Annotated in this window: 12 protein-coding genes; 5 read left to right on the top strand and 7 right to left on the bottom strand. The window is 37.5% G+C overall.

The genetic code is table 11. The features are described 5' to 3' along the window. Positions 1-108: 108 nt before the first annotated feature. The 5 genes from M901_RS11055 to lpdA form a co-directional block, all read right to left on the bottom strand. Positions 109-2,175, bottom strand: coding sequence for a DUF4105 domain-containing protein (locus tag M901_RS11055; protein WP_034721826.1), 2,067 nt, complete (start codon positions 2,173-2,175; stop codon positions 109-111). A 174-nt stretch (positions 2,176-2,349) separates the two neighbouring features. Beyond that, positions 2,350-2,730: a hypothetical protein gene (locus M901_RS11050; protein ID WP_021278273.1), complete on the bottom strand. Its 381-nt coding sequence runs from the start codon at positions 2,728-2,730 to the stop codon at positions 2,350-2,352. A 179-nt stretch (positions 2,731-2,909) separates the two neighbouring features. After that, a complete protein-coding gene (locus tag M901_RS17810) occupies positions 2,910-3,542 on the bottom strand; it encodes a 2-oxo acid dehydrogenase subunit E2 (RefSeq protein ID WP_053335863.1) in 633 nt (210 codons plus the stop codon). Next, the gene (locus M901_RS17805) at positions 3,539-4,549 is read right to left on the bottom strand and encodes a biotin/lipoyl-containing protein (protein ID WP_021278277.1); all 1,011 of its coding nucleotides are present in this window, start codon (positions 4,547-4,549) and stop codon (positions 3,539-3,541) included. The genes M901_RS17810 and M901_RS17805 overlap by 4 nt, the downstream gene beginning before the upstream one ends. Before the next feature lie 22 nt (positions 4,550-4,571). Beyond that, positions 4,572-5,960 carry a dihydrolipoyl dehydrogenase gene (gene lpdA / locus M901_RS11040; RefSeq protein WP_021278280.1) on the bottom strand — a complete coding sequence of 463 codons (1,389 nt, stop codon included), beginning with the start codon at positions 5,958-5,960 and terminating at the stop codon, positions 4,572-4,574. Between the two features lie 226 nt (positions 5,961-6,186). Between lpdA and M901_RS16565 the strand changes: the two genes are divergently transcribed. The 4 genes from M901_RS16565 to M901_RS11020 all read left to right on the top strand — a co-directional run bounded on the left by M901_RS16565 (position 6,187) and on the right by M901_RS11020 (position 9,730). After that, complete coding sequence (locus M901_RS16565) at positions 6,187-6,990, top strand: PolC-type DNA polymerase III (protein ID WP_021278282.1); 804 nt, start codon at positions 6,187-6,189, stop codon at positions 6,988-6,990. Further along, a complete protein-coding gene (locus M901_RS11030; protein WP_021278281.1) occupies positions 6,980-7,243 on the top strand; it encodes a hypothetical protein in 264 nt (87 codons plus the stop codon). Before M901_RS16565 ends, M901_RS11030 begins: the two co-directional genes overlap by 11 nt. Positions 7,244-7,254: 11 nt before the next feature. After that, a complete protein-coding gene (locus tag M901_RS11025) occupies positions 7,255-8,289 on the top strand; it encodes a KamA family radical SAM protein (protein WP_021278276.1) in 1,035 nt (344 codons plus the stop codon). A 109-nt stretch (positions 8,290-8,398) separates the two neighbouring features. Next, the gene (locus M901_RS11020) at positions 8,399-9,730 is read left to right on the top strand and encodes a lipopolysaccharide assembly protein LapB (protein WP_021278285.1); all 1,332 of its coding nucleotides are present in this window, start codon (positions 8,399-8,401) and stop codon (positions 9,728-9,730) included. Between the two features lies 1 nt (position 9,731). Here M901_RS11020 and M901_RS11015 read toward each other — a convergent pair whose 3' ends face one another. Next, positions 9,732-11,006: a di-heme oxidoredictase family protein gene (locus tag M901_RS11015; protein WP_157679971.1), complete on the bottom strand. Its 1,275-nt coding sequence runs from the start codon at positions 11,004-11,006 to the stop codon at positions 9,732-9,734. A gap of 40 nt (positions 11,007-11,046) precedes the next feature. Next, a complete protein-coding gene (locus M901_RS11010; RefSeq protein WP_021278275.1) occupies positions 11,047-12,300 on the bottom strand; it encodes an imelysin family protein in 1,254 nt (417 codons plus the stop codon). Between the two features lie 102 nt (positions 12,301-12,402). Between M901_RS11010 and M901_RS11005 the strand changes: the two genes are divergently transcribed. After that, positions 12,403-12,601, top strand: a 199-nt coding sequence (locus M901_RS11005) for a hypothetical protein (protein ID WP_021278284.1), incomplete at its 3' end; no start/stop codon positions are given.

The raw sequence follows: 12,601 nt of genomic DNA, 5'->3' as shown, positions 1-12,601 counted from the left end.
GTCCGAAGTCCCTTGAAGTGTTGCATCTCTTAGATCTGCTGCGACAGTGTTTAGTGAAAGTAGTGTTAATAGTGCTACAGTTGTCATTTTTTTCATTTTCATTCTCCTTTAATTTTTAAAATATGTATCAATTGAAATTAAACGTGCCGTTTTTCTTATATCTTTTAGTAAATTATTAAGTTCTAGTAGTTCATCAACTTCTGTTTGATAGTGAGACTTAACATCTGCAATAAGCTCTCTTTCGATTTCCTTTAGCTCACTAAAATGCTCATTGTGCTTATCAACATCATCATTGGTAAGTTTCGCAGGAATTCCATAGCCACCATCAAGAGGTTTAATTCTTGAAGAAGACCTCATCTCATTCCATCTTTTAATTCGCTTACCAATCTCTGTTTCCTCTTCCATATTTCTTTCTAAATACTCACCTACTTCTTCATCAATATTAAATTGTCTAATTTGTAGGATGGCCTTTGTCATAATGGCGAGGTCATCAATCATCTTCTTTGTTTCTTTATTTCTAGGAAGGTCCTTTAATTCCTCAAATTTATCTGCAAGTCTCGATGAATCGAAATCCTCATAGATTTCCTTAATATCTCTAAACTTCTTTTTAAACTTTCTTGGACCATTTCTCTTAGGATTATGATGTTTAGGAATTTTCTTATAATCACTTTCCTCTAATCCAAAGAGATTCTTTTTAACATCCTTAAGCCTTTCTCTATCACTTGAGAAGAAACGACCTTTGGCAACAGCTTCTTTCATATCTTCGAAATAACTTTCCTTAGAAAGGTCATTTTCAACAATTTCATCATAGACAGAGTATGGCTTCAGAACACTATCGTAGATAATCTCGTGTTCATTCAAAGCTGCCTGTAAAAGTTCATGTGATTCTGTCGCGCAGTTATTTGTAATAAACTTATAATCACCCTCATACTCCCAGTAGATTTCAAGAACCTTATTAATAAAGTCTTTCTTCTGCTCCGGAGTGAAATCGATTGGCTGACTTATGAGATCTCTTAGTTCTCCAAGATTGTATTCTTGAATAACATTAGGGAATGACAGCATAAATAATACAGAGTCATATCCACCAAGGAGACCTTTGATCGAGTCAATTTTAATATCAGTTACATTTGCTCTATAACTTAGAACAACATGGTGAAGTTTATCCTTAAGACAATTTTCATCAACGACCTTTCTATGAGGGGCACAAAGAACAATGCGATACATAGAGTGCCCAAAGCCTGACATGATTCCATCACCTTTAGAGGCAAGTAAATAATCAATTCTATAAACGCGATCAGGATTGATATCTCTGATAATATTTTTATCATCTAGTACGATTTCTGAGTAGACCTCACATTCATAATTTGGAAATGGTGTATGCTTTAACTTCTTATTAAAGAATTTATAATACGAAGGACGACGACACTTATATTCTTTATCTAGTAGAAAGTACTCAAGATTTACAGCATAATGCTCTTCAAGATTCTTATACTCGTAAGCATCAATTGATCTTTTTACCGATAAGTTCTTCGCATTCTTCGTAAAGAACCCACGGGACCAATTACTTAACTTGTAAAAAGAATGAAGCCCACTGATCGTTTTCTTATTTCTCTCTTCTCTTTCAACAATTCGACATTTAGAGGTATTTCTAAATTTCTCCTGACTACTCTCTCCATGACTAACAAGACATTCTTTGACATTTCTCTTATGCTTCTTTGATCGAATTCTTTTAAAATCGTAAAGATGTCCAACTTCATGGAGTACTGTTGCGACAGCCTTTTTATAGTAATTCTTGTGTCCACATGGAAATTGTTGAGAACCAGCTTCTCCCTTTATGATTTCAGGAAGAAATAATGATGTCATATTAATTTTCTTCTTATTAAATGTACTTACGTGAGCATATTTAATATTTGCTTTTGACTGACAACGATTGGCCGGAAGGGCCTTAAGACCTTTATTATCTTTATAAGTTTGGAATTCTAGTTTTACTTGATAATTAAATTTTGATTTGATCTCTTCAGGAATATGAGAGTTCACTTCATCAACAAACTTTTGAACATCTGCCCTCATGTGTTTTGGAACCGAGCTTGATTTTAGAACTACCAAATCAGAGGCATATACTGCACTACTAATAAGGGATAGACATAGGAATGCTCTACTTAGTTTAACTATCATAGTTCCTCTCTTCTTGGACTAATATTCATTTCCCTATTTAGAAGCAAATATCGGGCCAAGAAAGAGAGTCTATTTATAATGATTTAGAACTACTCTCAATTATATTAATGTAATAATTATTACCTATGTCTACTTTTTAGACACTACCAGAGATTAGAGTGTTTATTTTTTAAACTAATTCTTCACACACTTATCAAAAATTGGATCATAATCTCCCCCAGTCAAACGACATACCTCTTGAGCAACTTCTTCTCTTTGGGATTCGTTGAGTTCTCCATCCTCAGTACAAGGGATATTTCTCAAAATAACATTGGCCACCCCAATTCCAGCATTGATTGCAACAATTGACTTTGTAACAACTGGCTCAGGTGCGACGAGACAAATCGCATTCACAACTCCAAAGGCCGCTTGGACAGTATAAATCGCACTTAAAAAAGCCTGCTTATTCATACAAGTCATTTTCTGATCACCGCAACCGACAAATTCCAACTCTTCGGCTTGGGTATACTGTGCACTTGTCACGATTAAACAGATTGCGAGAATTAGCTTTTTCATAATTTCCTCCCTATAGAAAAAGACACTATAGAAAGAGCAAGGCCTGGGCCAAATAGTTCAATGTAAAATTAAGTACTTAAAGGAGTTTAGTTTTTCATTTTGGGATTTTATTCCCATTTTGGAAAAAAAAAGCCCCGCAAAGAAGCGGGGCCTTATGTATGAAACCAAGATTGATTGTCTTAGAATAATTGTGCCCAATCAGTTGTTTGAAGAGTGTTGATCACATGTCTTAGGAACTTAGATCCAACTTCTCCATCAATTAGTCTGTGGTCATATGTATGAGTTGCATACATCATTTGGCGAATTGCAATTGCATCATCCTCAGTTACAATTGGACGCTTCTTCATTGTACCAACACAGAAGATACCAAGTTGTGGTTGAAGAATAACTGGAGTTGCAGCAAGAATTCCGAATGATCCATTATTAGTGAAAGTATAAGTTCCACCTGACATATCATCCATTGTTAGCTTCTTAGCTCTAGCTTTTTGTACTAATTCATCAAGCTTTCTCGCCATTCCTCTAATATTCAAGTTATCTGCACCTTTAATTACTGGAACAACTAGTCCATTACCAGGAACTGCTACTGCACAACCAAGATTAATATCTTTCTTCATGATAATATTGTCACCATCAATAGAAGCGTTAACCATTGGGAACTCTTTAAGTGCTTGCACTAGAGCATATAGGATAAAGTGAGTATAAGTCAGAGAGAATCCCTCTTGCTTTTTAAACTCATTCTTAAACCCTTCTCTAAACTTAAATAGAGCTGTCATATCAACTTCATCAATCGAGTTAACGTGTGGTGAAGTCATTTTGAAGCAATCATATTCTTAGCAATTGCCTTTCTCATATTGTCCATTGGAACAACTTCAACTCTAGGATTATTAGAATAATCAACACCTGAACTTACTGGAGCTGCGGCTGGTGCGGCAGCTGGTCTAGCTGCTGGTGCCGAAGCGACAGGGGCAGCTGCAGGAGCTGCTGATCTATTATTAAGATAGTTCATAAAGTCAGCTTTATTTACTCTTCCACCTGCTCCAGAACCTGTCAGTGAAGCAAGTTCGTTAAGATCAACTCCATGCTTCTTGGCCAAGTTCTTAACTAAAGGAGTATAGAATCTTCTTCCTGTCTTCGCTGTAGCTTCAACAGGCTGTCCCGTTGGTGCAGCGGCAGCTGGAGCCGGGGCAGAAGCTGCAGGAGCTGCAGAGGCAGCGCTTGCTCCAAATGGGACATCTAGGTTTGTTTCGATTGAAGCAATTTTAATCCCAACATCTACTGTTTCACCTTCAGCGAAAAGAACTTCTTCTAATCGACCAGCAATTGGAGAAGGAATTTCAGACTCAACTTTGTCAGTTGAAATGTCTAATAGGATTTCATCAACTTCAACCATATCACCTGGTTGCTTGTGCCATTTTGTAATTGTACCGTTAGTAATTGACTCACCCATTTGAGGCATTACGATATCCATTCTATCCGAACCTGCCGCAGGAGCATTTGCTGGCTCACCAGCAGGTGCCGAAGGTGCAGGAGCAGCTGGAGCTGCTGGCTTATCTGCAGAAGAAGTCCCAACAGAAGCCGAAGCATCGTCATCAATTACAGCTATAAGAATTCCAACGTCAATTGTCTCACCTTCTTCAAAAAGAACTTCAACAACTTTCCCCGCAATTGGAGAAGGAATTTCTGATTCTACTTTATCTGTCGAAATCTCAAGTAGGATCTCGTCAATTTCAACCATATCACCTGGTTGCTTGTGCCATTTTGTGATCGTACCATTTGTGATCGATTCACCCATTTGAGGCATTACAATATCATGTCTCATATAACTCTCCTCTAAATCTCAACTAGAAGTTGAGACTTCTACCTTTTGCGTTCATTACAGATTCTGCTAAGAATTCACCAAGCGTTGGGTGCGGGTGAACAGTTGCAAAAATCTCTTCATCAATTCCTTCCATTTGTCTGAAAAGAACATATTCGTGGATAAGCTCAGTAGCATTTGTCCCAACGATGTGTGCACCTAGCATCTCACCATCTTCACCCATAAGAGTTTTAACAAATCCATCCGTTTCATTTGAAGCAACGGCCTTACCGTTTGCCATAAATGGAAGCTTTCCAACACTATACTTAATACCTTTTTCTTTAAGAGCTCTTTCTGTGTAACCAACAGAAGCAACCTGTGGCTGACAGTAAGTACACCCTGGAATATTCATCGCATCGATTGCGTGAGGGTGTTGACCAGCAATATGCTCTGCCGCCACAACACCTTCGTGAGAAGCTGCGTGAGCAAGTAGTGGTGGACCAGCAAGGTCACCAATTGCATAAATATTTGGTACTGAAGTTTGATACATATTATTAACGGCAACAAATCCTCTATCAGTTTTTACACCAACTGATTCAAGTCCAATTCCATCAATATTTCCAGTCATACCAACTGCGATAAGTCCCATCTCAAATTTGTAGTCAACAGGCTTACCTTTTTCAATTGCCGTGATAGTAACGTCATTCCCATTGTTCTTAGCTGAAACCTTTTCAACACCAAGAGACATTTTGATTCCGTACTTCTTATAAGCTTTTTCAACTTCTTTAGATGAGTCAGTGTCTTCAATTGGAAGAAGGTTTTTTTGAAGTTCAAAGATATGAACATCAACACCAAAAGCATTCCAAAAGTAAGCAAACTCAACACCAATCGCACCAGCACCAATGATACCGATAGATTTAGGAAGTGTTTCCATTTTGATCGCTTCCCAAGCTCCGATAAGCCTCTTCCCATCATGCTCTAGACCAGGGAATGATCTATAGTGAGCACCTGTTGCAAGAATAATATTCGTCGCTTCGATTGTTTCTGTATGTCCTCTTTTAGACTTAACTTCAATCTGAGTGTTTGATCTAAGTTTTGCAAAACCTTCAAAAGTTTCGATCTTATTTTTCTTCATTAAGAAAGCAACACCTTTCGAGATTTTGTCAGAGATACCTTTTGCTCTCTTAACAGCTTGAGCTCCGTCTAAACCTTTAAGTTCAACGTTTACTCCAAGGTCTGCCATATGTGCAATTTCATGAACAGTGTGTGCAGATTTTAGGACTGCCTTTGTAGGGATACATCCTCTATTAAGACATACTCCACCCATCTTATCCATTTCAACAATCGCAGTTTTCTTTCCAAGTTGGCTTGCTCTAATCGCAGCCACGTATCCACCTGGACCAGCTCCGATAACAACAACATCAAATTTCTTCATGGATACCATCCTTTATATTGACCTTACGGGTCTAACTCGATATTAACTCTTAAGTTTTAAGTTAAGTATTTACTAGAAATATTCAATATTGGCATGACTCAGTGTCAAAAATTGAAGATATTCTCATTTAGCAACGAGGCGCATCATCAGTAAGACCAAAGCCATTATTCAATCTCTCGGTCAAGAGGAGCTCAAGCTCATCAACAAGTACTTCCCAGAGGGACTTGTGGCCTTTGACCTTGAAACTTCAGGGCTTTCTCCACTGATGGATGAAATCATAGAAATTGCTGCAATAAAAGTTATTGGAAGCCATATTGAGGCCTATGAAACCCTTGTTAAACCCGAAAGACCAATTCCTCCATTCACGACAGAAATTCATGGAATCACCGATGAAATGGTGGCCGATGCAAGAAGTATAGGTGAAGTCTTACCAGAGTTTCTCGAGTTTGCTTCAGATCATTCATGGGTGGCCCATAACTCTAAGTTCGATGTTGGGTTTGTGGTCTATAATATGCACCAGCAGAAGATTCCTTTCTTTAACGCTAAGGTCTTTTGCTCATGCAAGCTTTCTAGGAAGTTGGTAAAAGGTAGCGAAAATCACAAGCTTAATACCCTTGCTGAGTTCTTCAATATAAAATTAGAGAACCATCACCGCGCTCTTGACGACACCATGGCCTGTCTCAAAATCTTTGCCCAAACTCTAAAAAAGGTCACGAGAGAAAAAGACTTTAAGGAAGGGCATATCATGAATGTTATGGATTTTGAGAAAACTCTCGAAGTTGATATACCTAAGGGTGTTAAAGGGATTAAGAAGTACTTAGAGAATCAAACACCAATTGAGATTAAATACAAAGGTGGAACGATGAAAGGCAAATTTAGGCCAATTCGTCCCGTAAGCCTTCTCCCACTTCCCCACGGTAATGTCTTATATGCTCACTGCTTAAAGAGTGATCTCTATAAGTCTTTCTCTCTTAAAAAAATTATTGAATTCAGAGAGATACCTAGTGACGAGGATAAAAATGGAAATTAAAGGTAAGAAATTAGGTTATAGAGTTCAACAAGTTGTCATCTTTGTTATCCATATCCTCCTTCTATGGTGGATTTACTGGTTACTACAAAATACAGGTAACCTGACAACTGAATATGTCTTTGCTCATTTCACAGGAATTGGAATCTATGGGGCCCTCCTTATTAGAGGATGTGCAGCGTGGGCAAAACACCATCACCTAAAAGAAGTTCAAAAAAATATTGAGCTTGCTGAACAAAGTAAAACTCAAGAGTAGAAGAGTTTTTAATGACAGAAGCCTGGCAAGAATCTTTTAAGAAGAGTCTAAAATCTATAGAACAAGTCAATCAGTTCTTTGGGACAAATTTGCCAGAGCTTCCCTACGAAATTCTTATTCCACCATCTCTAGCGAAACGAATAAAAGAGAATGGATTGGATAGTGTACTGGCCAAACAATTCCTTCCCTCTGCTGAAGAAGTTATGAGCTCGCAAGAAATTGGTCTAAAAGATCCTATCGGGGATCAAAACTTTGCGAAGCAAGGACAACTCATACATCGATATAAGAATCGGGCACTCTTTCTTCCCACGACAATTTGCCCCGTGATCTGTCGCTACTGCTTTCGAAAGAATGAACTTTCTGAAAAAGATGAAATCTTCAAGGCCAACTTTGAAAAGACAAAGTCCTACTTAAATAACCATCAAGAAATTGAAGAAATTATTTTCTCTGGTGGCGATCCACTCATGCTCTCAAATAGCAAAATAGAGTTCTTCCTTGAAGAGTTTTCAAAAATTCCTCATCTTAGATATATTCGCTTCCACACAAAGGCCCCAGTCTCTCTTCCAAATAGAGTTGATCAAGGTTTGTTGAAGATATTAGAAAGGTTTACTCATCATTTTGAGACACTGAGCTTAGGTATTCATATCAATCATAGCGAAGAGATAGATGAACAAGTTGAATCATCACTTTTAAAACTTAGAGATATTCAGAGGCTTCAGCTCCTTTCTCAAACAGTTCTATTGAAAAATGTGAATGATTGCCCTCATATTCTAGAGAATTTATTTAAAGATATTAATAAGTTAGGGGTTAGGCCCTACTATCTTCATCATCCAGACAAAGTTCGCGGTGGAATGCATTTTCAGGTAGATATCCCTGTAGGGAGAAAAATATTTGCCAGTTTAAGGAGCAATCTTCCAGGCTGGATGATACCTCAATATGTTTTAGACATCCCACAGGGCCACGGTAAAACGCCGATTTACAATCCCGAACAGATTGAATTTAAAGGTTTCTTAATGGATCTTAATCAAGATATGATAAAGCTTTAACAAAGCTTCGTTGTTCCAATCATTTATCACGGTTATTCTTTTCAAGTTGTTTATAAGAATTCATTAAATGAAGCTCGTAAACATTTGTTTTTTATAGGGGATTTGTGCATTGGTTGATCAATACGACGGCTTAGTAGACGAAAAGTTACTGGCCAAGCTAGAAGCGAAATTTGGAAAGTTTAGGATTCTTATCGTCAGTTCAAATAAGACGATGAAGAGTACTTTTAAAAGGGCCTTCACTGCTCTTAACTTCAAGATGGCAAATATCGCTGTTGCAGAAGATTATAGTGAGGCATGTAAAATTATAAAAGAAGATGCCCCTCATATTCTTGTGACGAGTCTCTATTTAAAGGATGATAAAACCGCGATGGACCTCTTCGCTATTCATCGAGAGTATTTTCCAACAAGTTTAAAAAACTTCTTCTTCGTCACGACAGAAATTGAGGAACATTATATTTCAAGCTTAGAGCATGAGTATGAATTCGATGCGCTCCTACAAGGGCAATTTAGCTTTCAACAGTATGTTCAAACTTTTTCAAAGACACTAGAAAAGAAGTTAAACCCAACTAAGTCTGATGTTCTTGTCGCAAAAGTAAAAGAACAAATTAGAGCGAAAGAATATGACAAGGGCTTAGCAATGATTGCGGCTTCAGAAGACCTTCAAATCAACGAAATTGATAAACTCAATTTGGAAGCTGATATCTATTTTAAAAAGAATGAGCCTCAAGAAGCCTTAAAGCGTTACCGTGAAGTCTTAAACTTTGATGCGAGAAATTTCAATGCTCTAGTTAATACGATATCTATTAACTTTAGTGATAAGAACTATGGTGTTGCATACGAATATACACAAAAGTTTCTAGAAAACTTTAGTGCTCCACCAAACTACTTACCTATTATTCTTAAAGTCCTACTCTTTAATAAAGAGTACTTTAAAATTATTAAACTTTGTAAAGAATATGATCAAGATGATCGCATTGATCTTCACGTAAAACTCAATATTGCAGCAGCCCTTGCACTCTGTGGAAAATCTCTTATTACTTCTAATCTTGACGTTGCAACAGAAGCCTTTGAAAGAGCAATTTCAATTAGTGGTGGGCAGAGTTTCAACATCCTTCAGATGGTTGTAACAAGTCTCCTTGCCAAGTCTGAGCTCCATGAAAAAGCAGTTGGTTTTGTTGAAAAGTATCGAGCGAACTTTATAAAAATGAATCAATTTATCGCCCTTGAATATGACGTCATGGCACCACGAAGATCTGCTCAAGAGAATATCTCTGAAGGGATGCAACTTATAAATCAGAATGTGAAATCATACAAAATCTACGAAACAATTATTACCTCTTCGGTTAAAACCGGAAGACGTAAGGAAGTCATTGAAGATTTGGTTTTTGAAGCTTGTAAAGAATTTCCCGATTATTCGGAACAGTTTAAAAGATATATTTAATTTAAAGAGAATTTACAAAATTTAGAAGACTCTCTCGCTCCTCTTCGGAAAGAGCTTTATACATCTGCTTAGACTTCTCGGCCTCACCTCCGTGCCAAAGAATAGCTTCTTCAACATTTCGTGCTCTTCCATCATGTAGAAGGTATGTATGCCCATTCACTTCTTTTTGGGCACCAATTCCCCATAGAGGTGGTGTTTTCCACTCACGTCCATTAGCAAGAAAGTCAGCTCGCCCATCCGCAAGAGCAGCTCCCATATCGTGAAGTAGTAAATCCGTATAGGCCTTCACCTCTTTTCCTTCAACTTGAAAAGATGGTCTGTGACATTGCTGACACTTAAGCTGAAAGAAAACCTTTTTTCCTTCTTCATAGTTTTTTAATCTCTTTACCTTCGGTCTATCGATTGAGCTCACCATTAAGTTTACAAAGTCCAAATGCTTATCTGAGATTTCTGGAGCGCCCCCATCAAGAGCACTTAAACAATCTGATTGTAAGCTTGAACAATTTTGATTTGGGAATAAAGAAGATGTAATACCAAGATCTCCATTAAATGCCCCTGCATTTTGTTGCAGAAGAGTTGGTTGATTCGCTTTCCAACCAAAACGACCGATCGTTTTTTTCTGAGCAAGAACATTCCAAACATAATTGACCTTTCCTGAGATTCCATCTCGATTACTATCAAGTTCATCGGCATACTCCAGAATCTGCTCTTCACTAACCTTATCAAGATAACCAACACCAGCAAGATGTGGGGCAACTCGCGGAGAAATCATAATATCTTGAGACATTGATCCGTATTTTAGGTTTTTAAATTTGTAACTTGGGACTTGGAGAGAAACGACTTTCCCACCAGCTAGGACCTCATTCTTTTCCGTATAGGTTAGTTCAAGATCACCTTCATTTTCAACGCCTAGAGTGGCTCGAGGATGAAATTGAGTCCCATAAACGGGATCTCCCACTGGTGAGCCATCTTTATTTTGTCCTTGAACAGAGAGCCTCATTAATAATGAGAAATCTGGTTTTAATCCTTGGATTGGAGCACGCCCTCTCCCATTGTGCTGATGACAACTCACACATGACACAGCATTAAAGTGTGGACCAAGCCCATCTCTAACCTTTGTCGAAGAAGGAGCTGTTACCCAACCTTTTGCGTAGAGAGAAAAACCGGCCTTTAACTCGGCTATTTGCTTCTTAGACAACCCATCAACTAATTGAGAATAGGCCTTATGATATCTACCCGGTAAGGTTTTAGCAGAAGCAAGATTGGTCCAGGCCAAGGCCTGAACCAATATTATAAAGAATAGATTTCTTTTAGAATTAAAGATCAAGCTCTAAACCTAACTCAACAGCAGCTTCTCTAAGAAGTTCGTCAAGGTTTCCAAGAGAGTCAATGATTGCTTGAACTTCATCTTTATTTTCTGTAATCGCTCTATCAAATGGAATTGCAATATTTCCGATAACTGCTTTTCCATTTTCTTTAGCGTAGAAGAAGTTGATCGCTGTAAATAGAGTCTTGAATTCAGCTTTAATTTTCTTATCAAGTTCTGGATTAGTGTAGGCCACTAGAGTATCAATCCCTTTTCCTTCAACAGATAAGTCAAAGTTGAATGCCTTATACTCTCCAAGATAGATATTTTTTACACCAAGTGCATTTGTATAAATGTCATTGATTGTCATGTCAGAAAAACATGAGTGCTCTTCTTCTTGATCTTCAAGTAGGAAAGCATTTTCAATTCTTTCAGATTTAAGTTCATCACCTGCCATCGAGATCATAGAAGTAAAGATATCAGCAAGAACATTATCAGTATTTCTATTTAAGAACTCTTTTCTGTAATTGTCGGCCTTAACATCCCATTGAGAAGTTACCGATCTTAAGTGATCAACAAGAACATCTGCTAAAAGAGAAAGATACTCTCTTCTTCTATCTTGGTTCTTAGCTGTTCCACCATTTACAAAGTCTGTATATGGTCTAGTTCCCGCAGTTTCTAGAGATCTATCTTGTCCCCAAAGAAGGAATTCAATAGCATGGTATCCAGTTGAGATATTCTTCTCACCTTCTCTTTCATTCATTGAAGTAATAACATCAGCAGTAAGTTTGATTGATCTATCATTGATAAGTCCTGCGTCTGCATCTTCCTTAACATAGTCAATATAGAACTCATCAAGTGGCCATGCGTTGAGAAGTCCTTCAACTCCTTCAAACCCAATTGCTTCAAGGTGAGTAATAACTCCATCATCAACTGGTTCAAAATCAATTGGACCATTATAGAATCTGAAGATTTCAGATTGACCATATGGCATACGAGCATTCTTGGCCCAAGCATCTTTAGTCATCTCGAACTGCTTCATAGCATCTTGTGCATTAGAGGCCGCTGATTTCGTGAATTTTCTGATCTGAAGTTGTAGATCAAGAGCACCTGAAAGTGAATCTTGATAGTTTAAAAGCGCCATATTAGCATAGTTTCCAATAACTTCCTTCTTCATTAAGTCATTGTTTTTAAAAGGAACTTTTACTGCTAGAGCACTTGCTGATGCTGTCGCAATCAGTAGTGAAATAAGTGTATTTTTCATTCTCCCTCCAAAAGGTGATATTTATTGGTTTGACTTATCAAACTTTCGTTCTTATAAAATACTCATGTTCTAAAGGCAATACATTTTTTTGGAAATATAAATATGAAAGGGTACATCTTTTTAATTCTCGCTACTTTTAGTGTTCACGCATTTTCAAGTGACATTGATCAACAACTAAAAAAACTTATTAAAGATAATAATCTGCAAGCGCTAGAGCCGTCTTTTAAGGAAGACATTCATGTCATTAGATTAGGACAACGTCTTTTTAGCGAAAGAGAATTAAGTGGTAATAGAGATATTA

It is taken from the genome of Bacteriovorax sp. DB6_IX (assembly GCF_000447775.1).
Taxonomy (GTDB): domain Bacteria; phylum Bdellovibrionota; class Bacteriovoracia; order Bacteriovoracales; family Bacteriovoracaceae; genus Halobacteriovorax_A.
This window is presented reverse-complemented; position numbering and strand designations above follow the sequence as displayed.